The sequence below is a fragment of the Sciscionella sediminilitoris genome (assembly GCF_000737195.2).
GTDB classification, from domain to species: domain Bacteria; phylum Actinomycetota; class Actinomycetes; order Mycobacteriales; family Pseudonocardiaceae; genus Sciscionella; species Sciscionella sediminilitoris.
The window spans coordinates 1-14,065 of record NZ_JALM01000033.1 but is presented as its reverse complement, the minus strand read 5'-3'; the positions used below and the strand labels follow the sequence as shown (position 1 = coordinate 14,065).

Genomic DNA, 14,065 nt, shown 5'->3' with positions numbered 1-14,065 from the left:
GTCTTGCGGGGGTTTTCTTCCGGGGGCACTATGGCTTTGGCGATAAACCGGCGGACTCGCGGAGATGATGACATGAGTCGGTTCGTCAAGTGGGGTTTGATCGCACTGCTGTTTCTGGCCGTGATATACGCCGTCAGCCGCCATGATCGTTATGGCTGTGCGAGTTCGGAGAAGTGTCCGGATGATCTGGTGAGCGCGGCGGGAAACGCGTCCTGGGCGAAGGCGCGGATCGCATCGCTGAGCGAAAAAGGCGGGGCGGATGCGCTGTTGTTCACGGATGCGGATCAATCTGGCCGTGCCATCGAAAAAGGGGACGGTACGGATTACGACAAGGCGCGCTCTTATGCGCGCCAGTATCTTTCCCTGAAGGGAATCAGCGCGGATGAACCGGCTGGTCATCAGGTCGCCGAATATGTGGAAACGAAAGCGGCGACGTATATGCGGGAAAACGATATCGAGTTCGGCGTGCTGGTGGCGAGTTCCTCGCGGGCGGGCTGCGCGAAGGCCTCGGGGGTGGGCTGCCGGGCGATGTCCGCGGGAATCCTGCCGCGCGGCTCGACTCTGGTGGTGTGGTCCCCTGCCGCGCACGACACGGTGCACGGCACCGCGACGGGCGGTTAACGCACCGGGAAGCTTTCCTGATCGGGCGGGACGTTGCCGATGCTGCGCCCCTCGATGTCGAGCAGTCTGCCCATCTGTTTGACGGTGTGCAGGCAGGTCGCTCGGTCCACGATGCGCAGCCCCGGCGTGCGCTCGGTGATCTCGGCCTCGAACCGGGGCAGTTCGTGCAGTGCCCGCAGCCAGACCATGAGCAGCAGGTTGCGTTCCCCGGTCAGCGCGCAGCACAGCCGTAGCTGGGCCCAGGCGGCCAGCGATCGCGCGACCTCGTCGAGCCGTTCCGGGGTGACGCTGGCCCGGATGACGGCGGTGACCGGATAGCCGGAGATGGACTGCGCCATATCGCAGCGCAGCCGCAGATAGCGGTTGTCGAGCAACCGGTTGAGCCTGCGCCGTGCGGTCGGTTCGCTGATCTCGGCGCGTCCGGCGAGCTCGGTGAACGGCATCCGCCCGTCCTCGTGCAGCAGCCGGTAGATCCGCTGATCGGTCGCGTCGATGCGGGTGGGAGCGGCGGTGTCCTTCCGTACCGGGTCGAGTGCGTGCCGTTGCGCCGGGGACAGGCTGCGCAGCCGCCAGCTGCTCGCCTCGCTGTATCCCACGGTGCGCAGCTCGGCCTGCCAGCTCCGCACCCCGGGGAGCGGATCGACGGTGTCCCGCAGGAACTCGGAGATCAGCGCGGGTGAGCGCCTGGCGAGCACGATGAGCAGCCCGTAAGGACCGCTGAGCTGGTGTACGTAGCGCACGATCCGGTGTGCGGCCAGGGTGTTCGCCACGGCGTCGAGCTGTCCCGGTGCGCACCCGATCTCCACGTAGGCCATACAGAAATCGGTGTGCCGTGCGGGCCCGACCACGCAGGTGACCCAGGCGAGCCCGGCGGCGTGCAACCGTTCCCAGCGCCGTGCCGCGGTCGCCGGGTCGAGTTCGAGCGCGCGCCCGAGGGTGGACCAGGATGCCCGCGGCCGCACCTGCACGGCATTGATCAACGCCAGGTCCACCTCGTCGACGGAATCCTGCACAGAATCTGTGCTCATCGAATCATCGTGACGGTTTCCAGCATTCCGGGCAAGGTGGTGCTCGGCTCACCAAGGCTGTTCGGCGGACCGGACCCGGTTCCGAACACCCGGCCGACTTGGAGTGCGGATGTCAATGCGGACAAGCCGATCGACCGCGGCGCTGGTGCGCTACGGCATCGCGCTCGCCGCGCTGATCGGCAGCGCGGTGCTGGGCGCGCTCGTGCACAGCCCGACGGTGTGGGGGCTCGCGCCGGTGGTGCTCTACGCGGTGCTCTCCCTTTCCGGGATGAACCTGCTGCTGGCCACGGTTTTCGCGCTGCTCTCCGGGATTCTGCTCGATCAGCGTTCCCCGTCCGGGGTCGGTGAACTGCTCGGGCACTCGCTCGGCGACAGCGTGACCATGATCGGGCTGATCGTGGTGCTCGGCGCCGGTCTCGGCGAGGTGCTGCGGGTGACCGGGGTGGCGGACGTGATCGTGCGCGGGATCCTGCGCATGGTGCGCAAGGACAGCGCGATCGCCTTGCAGCTCGGGGTGATGGCGGCCTGTCTGGTGCTGGTGTTCGCGCTCGGCACCCTCGCCGGGGCGCTCGCGATCGCCGCGCCGATCGTGCTCCCGGTGCTCGCCCGCGCCGGATTCACCCGCTCGGCCACCGCGAGCATGATGTTCCTCGGTGGCTGCGCCGGTCTCGCGCTCGCCCCGTTCGCGGGTTCGAACATCGCGATCCTGGACGCGTCCACAGTGGACTACGGCACCTATGTGCTGGTCGCGGCGGGACCGCTGGCGGTGCTTTCCATCCTGCTCTCGCTGCTGATCGTGCCGAGGGTGCAACGGCGCGCGGTCGAGCGGGGCGACGACTTCTACGCCCCGGAACTGGCCGGTGACTCCGGCGAACGGAGCTCCGGAAAGCACAGCAGGCGGGCGAGCATCGTGTTCGGTATCGCGCTGGTGCTCGCCGTCGGCTATGCCACCGTCTCCGGATCGGGCACCACGTTCCCGCTCGTCGCACTCCCGGTACTGGCCGTGGTCACCGCGCTCGCCGGTGGGCTGCGCGCCGATGCGGCGGTCGCGGCGATCTGCCGGGGCGGTGGCCGGATGATCGAGACCTTCCTGCTGTTCTGGATGCTCTCGGCGTTCTTCGAGATCGTGAACGAGCTCAAGCCCTACGATGTGCTGCTCGCGCATTTCGGCCCGACGCTGCACGATCTGCCCGCGCTCGGCTTCGCCGCAGGGGTCGCGCTGCTCGGCTGGCTCGGCGTTCCCGGTGCCACCGCGGCGCACGTCGTGCTGCTGAACAAGGTGTTCGGGACCTTGGGCACCAGTCTCGGGATCACCCCGGCCGCCTGGGCGGTCACCTATCTGTGGGGTTCCAAGGCGGACACCTACGGGCCGTTCCCGAACGCCAACATGATGTCGGTGCTCGGTTTCGCCGAGTCCACCAGGCTGCGCACCATGCTCTCGGTCGGCTGGGTACTGCTCATTCCGGCCGCGGTGATGTATCTGCTGATCCTGTTCGTTCTACTGTAGGGAGAAACCGAATCGTGTTCGATGTGCTGCTGCGCGGGGCGACCGTGGTGGACGGGACCGGGAATCCGCCGCGCAGGGCCGATCTCGCCGTCACGGGGGACCGGATCGCCCTGATCGGCGAGGCGGGCCGGACGGAAGCGCGTACCGTGCTCGACTGCTCGGGGCTGGTGCTCGCGCCCGGGTTCATCGACCTGCATTCGCACGCCGACTTCACCATCGCGGGGCACCCGGGCGCGGAATCCTATGTGCGCCAAGGGGTCACCACGATCGTCACGGGAAACTGCGGCAGTTCCCCGTTTCCCTCGGTGGACGGGCGGGATGCCGCGCTCACCGCGATCATGGCCCGGGAGGGCAGCGATGAGGCGGAACTGACCTGGCCGGATTTCGCCGGGTTCGCGAGCGCGATCGATGCCGCCGGTCCCGCGGTGAACCTCGCTCCCATGGTCGGGCACGCGGCGCTGCGGGTGGCCGCCGCGGGAACCGAACACCGCGAGCTCACCGCGGAGGAGCTCGGGTTCATGCGCCAACTGCTCGCCGATGCGGCGCACCAGGGCGCGTTCGGGCTCTCCACCGGTCTGATCTACGCGCCCGGATCCTTTGCGGCGACCGAGGAAGTGGTCGCCCTGGCCACCGAGGCCGCGGCGCACGATCTGCTCTACAGCACGCACATGCGCGATGAGGGGGACGCGCTGCTCGACGCGGTGGACGAGGCCATCGGGACGGCGCGGCGCAGCGGGGTGCGGTTGCAGGTCTCGCACCTCAAGGCGATGGGCCCGGCCAATCACGGCAAGGTGGCCGATGCCTTGCGCCGCATCGAATCCGCGCGTGCCGAGGGGATCGACGTGGCCTGCGATGTGTACCCCTACGCCGCGTCGTCAACCCGGCTGAGCTCACGGCTGCCGAACTGGGCACTCGACGGCGGGTTCGCCGGACTGGTGCACCGCTTGCGGGACGAGGAAAGCTATGCGCGTATCGCCGCGGAACTGACCGCGAAGACCGGGCGCACCTTCCTGCCGGAGGGAACCGTGCTCGCGGCGCTGCCCGAGGGCCCTTATTCCGGCCGGATCGGTGCCACGCTCGCCACGATCGCCGCCGAACGGGGCCGCCCGGCCGCCGAGACCGCCTTGGACATCCTGGCCGCGCACGAGGGGAACGTGTGGATCGTCAACCACGCCATGGCGGAGTCCGATGTGGACACCGTGCTCGGACATGAGCGCAGCGCCATCGTCAGCGACGGCTGGGTGCTCGACGTGCACAACGCCGGGCACCCGCATCCACGGCATTTCGGCACCTTCGCCCGCGCGATCGGCCGGTACCACCGGGATCGCGGGGTGCTCGGCCTGAGCGAGGCGGTGCGGAAACTGACCTCGCTGCCCGCCGCGCGGATCGGGCTCACCGACCGGGGAATCCTCGCCGAGGGCAGGATCGCGGACATCACCGTGTTCGACCCGGAGACCATCACCGACACCGCGAGCTACGCGAACCCGCTCGCCTATGCGCGCGGCACCGAACACGTGCTGCTCGGCGGGCGATTCGCGCTCACCGGTGGCGAACCCGGCGGCAGGCACGGCACGGTATTGCGCAAGTCCGGACAACGGGAGAAGCGATGAGGCGAACACGAATCCTGGCCGTCATTCTCACCTTTCTCGGGGTGTTCGCGAGCGCGATGCCCTCGGTCGCGGCGAAACCCGGGCACGGCGCGGGAGACTGGGCGCCGCTGCGCGCGCGGCTGGCCGCGATCGCGCACACCACGAAGGCCGAGGTCGGGGTCTCGGTGCAGAACCTCGCCGCGGGCGGGCACCGGCAGCGCATCGAGATCGGCGCGCGGACCAGGATGCCCTCGGCCAGCGTGATCAAACTGCCGATCCTGGCCGAGCTGCTGCGGATGGCCGAGCGCGGTGAGCTCTCGCTCGCCGAACGGGTGCACGTGGACCGCTCGGATGTGGTCGGCGGCACCGGCCAGCTGCAGCACGAGAAGCTGCCCCAGGACATCAGCCTGCACCGGCTGGCGAGGTACATGATCATCTACAGCGACAACACCGCGACGAACCTGCTGATCGACCGGATCGGGTTCGGCCCGGTGAACGCGCTGATCCGCTCGCTCGGGCTGCGCTCGACCGTCCTGGAGCGCAAGATGATGGACACCGAGGCGCAGCAGCACGGGCGGGAGAACTATCTGGACGCGGCCGATATCGCGAAGCTGCTGCGTTCCCTGTGGGACGGGAGGCTGCTCTCCGCGCCGTCCCGCGCGATCGCCCTGGGTTTCCTGCGTGATCAGCGGCTGAACGAGCTGATTCCGGCCGCGCTCCCGCCCGGTGCGCCCGTCGCGCACAAGACCGGGACCCTGGACGATCTCGTCACCCATGATGTGGGCTACTACCTCGTGCCCGGTTCCGAGGTGCTGGTCGTGTTCACCACCAAGGGCACGACGGCCGCGGGGACCGCCGCGGTGCACCGGATGGCCCGCGCGGTGTGGGACTTCACTCAGCCCGTTACGGGTTAGCCGCGTCACCTCGGGGCCGGTGTATCCGGGATCGCCGATAACCTGTGCCTTTTGGCGACGTTCAGCAAGACGTGCGGGAAAGTGGAGGACCGGGTATGCCGAGCCTTGAAGGAAAGATGCAGGACATCTATGACGAGGTGCTCTGGCGCAACCCCGGTGAACAGGAGTTCCACCAGGCGGTGCACGAGGTGCTGGACAGCCTGGGACCGGTCATGGCCAAGCACCCGAGCTACACCGACGCGGCGGTGGTGACCCGGCTGTGCGAGCCGGAGCGCCAGATCATCTTCCGGGTGCCCTGGGTGGACGATACCGGGACGGTGCGGATCAACCGCGGATTCCGGGTGGAGTTCAACTCCGCGCTCGGCCCGTACAAGGGCGGACTGCGCTTCCACCCGAGCGTGTACCTGGGTGTGGTGAAGTTCCTCGGTTTCGAGCAGATCTTCAAGAACGCGCTGACCGGGATGCCGATCGGCGGCGGCAAGGGCGGCTCGGACTTCGACCCCAAGGGCCGCTCGGACGCCGAGGTGATGCGGTTCTGCCAGTCCTTCATGACCGAGCTGTACCGGCACATCGGGGAGTACACCGACGTTCCCGCGGGGGACATCGGAGTCGGCGGCCGTGAGATCGGGTACCTGTTCGGCCAGTACAAGCGGATCACCAACCGCTACGAGTCCGGGATCCTCACCGGAAAGGGACACTCCTTCGGCGGGTCCCAGGTGCGCACCGAGGCCACCGGCTACGGCGTGGTGTTCTTCGTGGACGAGATGCTGCGCGCGAACGGGGACTCCTTCGAGGGCAAGCGGGTCGTGGTCTCGGGTTCCGGGAACGTGGCGCGGTACGCGATCGAGAAGGTGCACGCCCTCGGCGGGACGGTCGTGGCCTGCTCCGACTCCACCGGTTACGTGGTGGACGAGAAGGGCATCGACCTCGCCCTGCTCAACGAGGTCAAGGAGATCCGCAGGGGCACCCTCGCCGAGTACGCGGGACTGCGCGGCGCGGACGCCCGGCTGGCCACCAGCGGGAACGTGTGGCAGGTGCCCTGCGATATCGCCCTGCCCAGCGCCACCCAGAACGAGCTCGACGCCGAGGACGCCGCGGTGCTGGCGCGCAACGGCTGCCGGATCCTCGCCGAGGGGGCGAACATGCCGGTCACCCCGGAAGCGGTGAAGCTGCTCAGCTCCGCGGGGATCGCCTTCGCCCCCGGTAAGGCCGCGAACGCGGGCGGGGTGGCGACCAGCGCGCTCGAGATGCAGCAGAACGCCTCGCGGGATTCGTGGAGCTTCGAGCACACCGAGCGCAGGCTCGCCGAGATCATGCGCGGCATCCACGACCGCTGCCTGGAGACGGCCGAGGAGTACGGGGTACCGGGCAACTACTCGGCCGGGGCGAACATCGCCGGGTTCATCCAGGTCGCCGACGCCATGCTCGCCCTCGGAGTGATCTGAGCACGTCGCCCGGTTCACCCCCGCGACCAGCGAATGTAAAGCATAGCTAAACTTCGGCCCGGGGTCGCCGCGAACCGGGAAGAAGGGGAAACGTGCAGGTCTGGTACCTGATCGGGGTGCTCGTGGTCGCGATCGCGGTGTTGATCGCGCTGATCAACTCACGGCTGCGGCTGCATCCCTTCGTCGCACTGCTCGTGGTCTCGCTGGCGGTGGGGCTCGCCGCGGGGGAACCGCTCGGGCACATCGCGAAGTCGCTGGAGAAGGGCGCTGGCGGCACGCTCGGCGATGTGGGCATCACGCTGGCCCTCGGCACGATGCTCGGCAGGCTGCTCTCCGATTCCGGGGCGACCACCAGGATCGCCACCGCGATCGTGTCCCGGGCGAGCAGCAGGCTGTTGCCCTGGTACATGGCCGGGGCGGCGTTCGTGATCGGTATCCCGATGTTCTTCGAGGTCGGGCTGATCGTGCTGCTGCCGCTGGTGTTCAGCGTGGCGCACCGGGTGCAGACCGAGGCGGGCCTGCGCTCGCCCTATGTGCAGCTCGCGGTGCCCGCGATCGCGGCGCTGGCCACCCTGCACGGCATGGTGCCCCCGCATCCCGGCCCGCTGACCGTGGTCTCCGGGCTGCACGCCCCGCTCGGCCAGACGATCCTGGTCGGGTTCATCTGCGCGGTGCCGACCGTGATCATCTCCGGCCCGCTGTTCGCGCGCTTCCTCGCGCCCCGGGTGGAGGTCGTCCCGGACAAGGCGCTCGTCGAGCAGTTCGCTGGGGACGAGGACGAACCCGAGCACCGGGTGCCGACCGGCTGGGCGATCACCTGCATCCTGATCCCGGTCGTGCTGATGCTCGGGCGCACGGTCGCGGAGATCGTGTTCGCCAAGGGCTCGGGTGCCCGCGCGGTGTTCACCTTCCTTGGGGAACCCGTGGTGGCGATGTTGATCGGATTCCTGGTGGCCCTGATCGCCCTCGCGCTCGTCCGCGGGCGCCCCGGTGAGGCGGTGCGCAAATCCGTCTCCGACGGGCTGCGCTCGATCGTCGGGGTGCTGCTGATCCTCGGCGGTGGCGGGGCGTTCAACCAGGTGCTCAAGGACACCGGGATCGGGGACGCGGTCGCCTCCGCCGCCTCGAACCTGCACCTGAGCGTGCTGCTGCTGGGCTGGCTGGTCGCGCTGCTGCTCTCGCTGTCCACCGGTTCGGCCACGGTGGGCATCGTCGCCGCGACCGGGATCGTCGCCCCGCTGGCCGCGCACCTGGACAGCTGGCACACCGCGCTGCTCGTGGTCGCCATCGGGGCGGGCTCGATCGGGCTGAACTACGTGAACCACGCCGGTTTCTGGCTGGTCAAGGAGTCCTTCGGGATGACGCTCGGCCAGGCGGCGAAGGTGCACACCAGCACCCAGACGCTGGTGAGCGTGTGCGGTCTCGGCATGGTGTTCCTGCTGGATGTACTGCTCTGAAGCGGTAATCCGTGTCACGATGGCTGCCATGAACGTGAGCGAGGTATGGCGGCTGAACCATCCCTGGGCGATGGTGTACTCCTTCGGGATCGATCGCCCGTGGCTGGCCAAACCGACCGCGCGGATGGCCTTCGGCAGCGATATCGGCCTGCTCTACGCGGCGACCGAGGCGATCGGCGAGCTCCCCGCGGGCAGCGCGGTGCTCGACGTGCCCTGCGGAAGCGGGGTGGCGCTGCGCGGGCTGCGCCGCGACCAGGGCATCCGCTATGTCGCCGCGGACATCGCCCCGGCGATGCTCGAGCGCACCAAGCGCACCGCGCAGCGGCACGGGGTGACCGATCAGGTGCACACCCAGGCCTGCGATGTGGCGCGGATGCCGTTCGCGGACGGGGAGTTCGACCTGTGCGTGAGCCTGACCGGGCTGCACTGCTTCCCCGATCCGGGTGCCGCGGTCGCCGAGATCGCGCGGGTGCTGCGTCCGGGCGGTGCCCTGCGCGCGAGCTGGTTCCGTACCGACGCGGGTGCGCGGTACCGCCCGCAGGAGGTGCTCGGGCACGCACTCGGGCTGCTCGGGCCGAGCGCGAGCACCACGCAGGTGCGGGAATGGCTGGACGAGTGCGGGTTCACCGATGTCCGGCTGCGTGTTTCCGGGGCACTGGCCTATGTGACCGCGACGAAGGGGTGAGATGACCGGAATCGCGGGCTGTTCGGCCGTGGTGACCGGTGCGGCCGCGGGGATCGGGCGTGCCGTGGCCACCGCACTCGCCGAGCGGGGCGCGCGGGTGCTCGCGGTGGACCGGGACCGGCGGGTGACCGAACTGGACGGGCACCTGATCGCCGATCTCGCCGAGCCGGAGCAGATCGCCGATCTCGCCGAACGCGTCGAGGCGGGGACCGACATTCTGGTCAACTGCGCGGCCGCCTATCCGTCCGGGGGATTCCTGGATGCCGGGTTCGCCGAGCTGGAGCGGGTTTTCCGGGTGAACGTGACCGCGCTCGGCCTGCTCAGCGCGGCGATGGCGCGGGGACTGCGGGCCGCCGGACGCGGCGGGGCGATCGTGAACTTCGCCAGCCTGCAGGAGGCGCTTCCGGTACCCGGCTACGGTCCCTATGTGGCGAGCAAGGGCGGGGTGCGGGCGGCGAGCGCGGCACTGGCCGTGGAACTCGCCCCACTCGGTATCCGGGTGAACACGGTGGTGCCCGGAGTGGTGGCGACACCCTCCTTCGACAGCACGCTCGACGGGCGCTCGTTCGGTGGCGAGCCGCCGACCCTGCTCGGGCGAATGGGCACCCCGGAGGAGGTGGCCGCGCTGGTGTGTTTCCTCGCCTCGGCCGAGTCTTCGTTCATGACCGGGGCCGAGGTACCGATCGACGGGGGACGGAGACTGTCCCGCCGCCCCGATCCGCTTGGCGAGACCGAGGAAGGAAACAGATGAACGAGGTACTCGAGCACCTGCTGCGCACGAGGATCACCGTGATCTATCGCGGGATCGACGCGGCTGCTTGTGTCCGGCTGACCGGGGCGCTGTGCGAGCACGGGCTGCGCAGTTTCGAGGTCACCACCAACAGCCCGGAACCGTTCGCGGCGATTTCCGCGCTGCGCAAGGAATTCGGCACGGATGTGCGGATCGGCGCGGGCACGGTGCTCGAACCGGAACAGGTCGAGCGCGCCGCGGTGCACGGTGCGGAGTTCGTGATCTCGCCGAACACCGATGCCGAGGTGATCGCGGCGACCAAACGGCTCGGCCTGGTCTCGGTGCCCGGCGCGTTCACCCCGAGCGAGGTGGTACAGGCGGTGCGCGCGGGTGCGGACATCGTGAAGGTGTTCCCGATCAACGCGGTCGGCGCGGACTATCTCGCCCAGCTGCGCGGCCCACTGTCCACGCCTGCCTTCATGGCCACCGGCGGGGTCACCGCGGAGCTCGCGGGGGAGTGCTTCGCCAAAGGAGCGAGCGCGGTGGGCATCGGCACCCGGTTGCTCGGTGTCGGCAAGGACGGTTCCTTCGAAGCGGGGGAACTCGCGAGCGCGGCCCGGTCTTTCCGGGCGGCCGCCGCATGAGCGCGATCGAACCGGTCGGTGCGGTCACCGCGGGTCTCGGCGAGGGGCCGCTGTGGGATACGGCGAGCGAAACCCTGCTGTGGGTGGACATCCCGGGTGGTTACGTGCACCGCACCGATCCGCGGACCGGTGCGGAGACGAGCGTGCACCTCGGCGAACCGGTCTCCGCGGTGCTGCCCGCACGGGACGGCTCGCTGCTCGCCGCGGTGGGGCACCGGCTGATCGAACTCGGCACCGGTGCGGTGCTCGCCGAGGTGCCACCCAAGCCGGACATGCGGTTCAACGACGGTGCCGCCGATCCGCGCGGGCGGCTGTACCTGGGCACCATGCACACCGCGCAGCTGCCGGGAACCGCCTGCCTGTACCGGCTGAACCGGGCGCGGGTGTTCGAACCGGTGCTCGAGGGCGTGACCATCTCCAACGGGCTCGGCTGGAGCCCGGACGGCGGGATTCTCTACTACGTGGACACGACGAGCATGTGCGTCGAGGCCATCGCGTACGACCCGGAGAGCGGGGAACTCGGGGCGCGGCGGGTGTTCGCCGAATTCACCGAGGAGCAAGGGCGCCCGGACGGGCTCACCGTGGACGAGGACGGATTCGTCTGGGTGGCGCTCATCCGGGGCGCCGCGCTGCACCGTTACGCGCCGGACGGGCGGCTCGATTCGGTGGTGGAACTGCCGGTCTCGCACCCGACCAGTTGTGCCTTCGGCGGTCCGGACCGGGACGAGCTGTACGTCACCACGACCCGGGATCTGCTCACCGGGCAGCAGCGTGCGGAGCAGCCGCTCGCCGGCCGGTTGCTGCGGCTGCGGCCCGGGGTGCGCGGCCCGGAGCCCTTTCTCGTGGAATTGGATTCCTGATTGTCCGGTTTCGGATGTGAGGAATTCGACCGGAGCTCGAAAATGCTGATTAGGTAAGACTAACCTCAGCCGCGTGCTGTCTCCTTCGAAACCCGCGAATGCCGTCACACCAACGGGATCCCGAACACGAGCTTGGCTGATCGTGTTATTGCTTCTCGGATTCATGGTTATCGGATATGCCGATCGCCGCGTTCTCGGGCTTTCCTCGGGAGGAATTCGCGGGGAACTCGGGCTTTCCGCGGAACAATTCGGCTCGGTGGCAAGCAGTTACTATCTGCTCGGCGCGGTGAGCGCGGTGCTGATCGGATTCCTGGCCACCCGGATCCGCAGTTCGCTGATGCTCGGCCTGCTCGTCGGCGTGTGGACGCTCGCCCAGTTGCCGCTGGCCTTCCCGACCACGTTCACCGTGCTGATCGGCACCCGGATCGTGCTCGGGATCGCCGAGGGCCCGGCGAACCCATTGTCCAATCACGAGCTGCACCACTGGTTCCACGGGCACGACCGGATGCTGCCCACGGTGCTCATGCACGGCGGCTCCAATATCTGCGGGCTCGCCGTGGCCCCGGCGCTCGCCTGGGCGATCGGCACTTGGAGCTGGCACACCGCCTTCGCGATCCTCGCCGGTATCGGGGTGCTCTGGTTGCTGCTGTGGTCGCTGAGCGGGAAGGGAAACCACGGTGCCGCGCGGCCGGTGCGCACCGAGGCGGCCCCGATCCCGTACCGGAAACTGCTGCTCTCCTCCGAGGCGCTGGCCGTGTTCGTCACCGGGTTCGCCGCGTACTGGGCGCTGGCGCTCAGCCTCGCCTGGGTGCCCTCCTACCTGGCGACATTGGGGTACCCGCAGGTGAAGGGCGGGCTCATCGCGGGTGCGCCGCAGGCCACCACCGGGGTGCTGGCCATCGCGATCGGCTGGCTCGCCCAGCGCCGGGTGCGCCGCGGCGGTTCGCGCTGGGCGGCCCGTTCGGCGCCGATGGCGATCGTGCTCGCGATCAGCGGGATCTGCCTTTTCCTTGTGCCGCACGCCGAACGCGGCGGGCTGCTGATCGTGCTGGTGTCCCTCGGGCTCGGCTGCAGCCAGCCGGTCACCAGCCTGGTCGCCGTGCACGTCTCCGAACTGGTGCCGGTCGGCCAGCGCCCCGCGGTGCTGACGCTGGCCTTCTCGGTGCCGAACGCCCTCGCCGGGATGTGCGCCCCCGCGGTGACCGGGTTCCTCGTCTCGCACGCGAGCGATCCGGCCACCGGGTACGGCTACGGATTCATGCTGGCCGGGGTGCTCAGTGTTGCCGGAGCCGTCGCGGCGCTGTGGATCGGCCGCAGCAGGCTGGCTCGTGCTGTGCTGCCTCGGCGTGGATTCGACTGCCGGGCTTAATCCATTCAGGAAGATGCTCGATGGCCGCGCATCGTGATGTAAAAATTCACGGCTATTCAATGCATGAATTCATGACGATATAGGCCGCGCGGCAGGGCGGCTTCGGGTAATCTGACCGTATCGGCCGTAGTGGTTCAGCCGCATACCGCTACCGTTTTTTGGTGATACTCAGTGGAGGAAAGAGGCAAAATTGGCGACGACTGTGTCAGGCAAACTCAGGAAAGCGAGCCGCATCGCGACGTTGGTCGCCGTACCTGCCGTTCTGGTTGTTTCGGCCTCGACTTCAGGGAATGCTTTCACCAAGGAGGGGCATCAAAAGGGGATGAGCAGCGCCTTCAGTTCTTCCAACTGCAAGGACGTGTCATGTCCCGAGGGGGAAACTCTGGCCGATTTCAAGCGCGCGGTCATGACGCCGGACGCCATGGAATTCGAGAAGCTGGAAGCGCACTGTGACGGCGGCGACTATCTTGATCCACAGGATAACGGTGGAAAACACTATCCAGTGAAGCGCGAGAAGGCCGATGAATACTTCTACAAGTGTATCGATCGAGTTGTGAGAAAATTCGATGAGGCAGTGGACGCGGCTGGGAAGCTGGTTGTCAAGAACAGGGAAGGGGTTTACGTAACCGATCCGGAGCAGGGGCTGGATTACGGTACGAAGCAGTGTGTAGGAAAAGACAATAAACCTGTTTCTGGTAACGAAAATCGAGCTAAATGCAAGGTCATCAACGCTCTGGGCGCCGAAATGCACGCCGTTGAAGACTTCTATGCACACAGCAACTGGTCGGACAAGGCGGACCCGAACAAGAAGATAGGTGTGGAGAACCCTCCTGGGCTTGAAAAGGGCACCGAGCTCCCCGGATTTCTGGATGTTTACCAGGTTTCGAAGGAGGTTGGAAACGGCAAGAGAGTGGAAGATGTGTCCAAATTGCCCGAAAAGTTGAGCACGGGCTGCTGGGTTTATTCAGGTAAAGACGACCCGCACAAGTGCGACGGTCGCATATCTGAGAGAAAGACGATGCAGAAGGACACTGCGGGGGACAGCCGTTCGAAGATCGACAACGGTAAGAACTTCGCCAACGTGCTGACGGCTGCCGGTGATGATGTGTTCCGGCAGTGGAAGGGATTCGATAAGGCCGTACACGACAGGTATGGCAAGGACAAAGGTGACGCGATCATGAAAGCGGTAGCCAAGGACTAGTGCTTCATCAAGGAA

The 14,065-nt window shown here is 68.0% G+C and carries 13 protein-coding genes; 12 read left to right on the top strand and 1 reads right to left on the bottom strand.

What is annotated here, in order from left to right; translation table 11 throughout:
• Window positions 1-72 precede the first annotated feature (72 nt).
• The gene (locus AD72_RS15180; RefSeq protein ID WP_031467159.1) at window positions 73-621 is read left to right on the top strand and encodes a DddA-like double-stranded DNA deaminase toxin; all 549 of its coding nucleotides are present in this window, start codon (window positions 73-75) and stop codon (window positions 619-621) included.
• On the opposite strand, the gene AD72_RS15175 is transcribed toward AD72_RS15180, so the two are convergent.
• Window positions 618-1,649 (bottom strand): Lrp/AsnC family transcriptional regulator, encoded by a 1,032-nt coding sequence (locus AD72_RS15175; RefSeq protein WP_031467158.1) that lies wholly within the window; start codon window positions 1,647-1,649, stop codon window positions 618-620. The two genes, AD72_RS15180 and AD72_RS15175, sit on opposite strands and share 4 nt — an antisense overlap.
• Before the next feature lie 109 nt (window positions 1,650-1,758).
• Here AD72_RS15175 and AD72_RS15170 point away from each other — a divergent pair, with 109 nt between their 5' ends.
• The 11 genes from AD72_RS15170 (at window position 1,759) to AD72_RS36590 (ending at window position 14,050) form a co-directional block, all read left to right on the top strand.
• Entirely contained in the window at window positions 1,759-3,156 is a 1,398-nt protein-coding gene (locus AD72_RS15170; protein WP_156365211.1) for a Na+/H+ antiporter NhaC family protein, read from the top strand.
• A gap of 14 nt (window positions 3,157-3,170) precedes the next feature.
• Window positions 3,171-4,766: an N-acyl-D-amino-acid deacylase family protein gene (locus tag AD72_RS15165; RefSeq protein ID WP_197284982.1), complete on the top strand. Its 1,596-nt coding sequence runs from the start codon at window positions 3,171-3,173 to the stop codon at window positions 4,764-4,766.
• Window positions 4,763-5,659, top strand: a complete 897-nt coding sequence (locus AD72_RS15160) for a serine hydrolase (protein ID WP_051898636.1) — start codon at window positions 4,763-4,765, stop codon at window positions 5,657-5,659. Before AD72_RS15165 ends, AD72_RS15160 begins: the two co-directional genes overlap by 4 nt.
• 95 nt (window positions 5,660-5,754) lie before the next feature.
• The gene (gene gdhA, locus AD72_RS15155; protein ID WP_031467154.1) at window positions 5,755-7,104 is read left to right on the top strand and encodes an NADP-specific glutamate dehydrogenase; all 1,350 of its coding nucleotides are present in this window, start codon (window positions 5,755-5,757) and stop codon (window positions 7,102-7,104) included.
• Between the two features lie 92 nt (window positions 7,105-7,196).
• On the top strand, window positions 7,197-8,561 hold the full coding sequence (locus AD72_RS15150) for a GntP family permease (RefSeq protein ID WP_031467153.1): 1,365 nt from the start codon (window positions 7,197-7,199) through the stop codon (window positions 8,559-8,561).
• Window positions 8,562-8,589: 28 nt separating this feature from the next.
• Window positions 8,590-9,246: a class I SAM-dependent methyltransferase gene (locus AD72_RS15145; RefSeq protein ID WP_051898635.1), complete on the top strand. Its 657-nt coding sequence runs from the start codon at window positions 8,590-8,592 to the stop codon at window positions 9,244-9,246.
• A gap of 1 nt (window position 9,247) precedes the next feature.
• Window positions 9,248-9,997, top strand: a complete 750-nt coding sequence (locus AD72_RS15140; protein WP_051898634.1) for an SDR family NAD(P)-dependent oxidoreductase — start codon at window positions 9,248-9,250, stop codon at window positions 9,995-9,997.
• The gene (locus tag AD72_RS15135; RefSeq protein WP_037345942.1) at window positions 9,994-10,620 is read left to right on the top strand and encodes a bifunctional 4-hydroxy-2-oxoglutarate aldolase/2-dehydro-3-deoxy-phosphogluconate aldolase; all 627 of its coding nucleotides are present in this window, start codon (window positions 9,994-9,996) and stop codon (window positions 10,618-10,620) included. The genes AD72_RS15140 and AD72_RS15135 overlap by 4 nt, the downstream gene beginning before the upstream one ends.
• On the top strand, window positions 10,617-11,480 hold the full coding sequence (locus AD72_RS15130; protein WP_031467149.1) for an SMP-30/gluconolactonase/LRE family protein: 864 nt from the start codon (window positions 10,617-10,619) through the stop codon (window positions 11,478-11,480). The genes AD72_RS15135 and AD72_RS15130 overlap by 4 nt, the downstream gene beginning before the upstream one ends.
• 163 nt (window positions 11,481-11,643) lie before the next feature.
• Window positions 11,644-12,849 carry an MFS transporter gene (locus AD72_RS15125; protein WP_031467148.1) on the top strand — a complete coding sequence of 402 codons (1,206 nt, stop codon included), beginning with the start codon at window positions 11,644-11,646 and terminating at the stop codon, window positions 12,847-12,849.
• Window positions 12,850-13,039: 190 nt separating this feature from the next.
• A complete protein-coding gene (locus AD72_RS36590) occupies window positions 13,040-14,050 on the top strand; it encodes a hypothetical protein (RefSeq protein ID WP_156365210.1) in 1,011 nt (336 codons plus the stop codon).
• The last annotated feature ends 15 nt before the right edge of the window (window positions 14,051-14,065 follow it).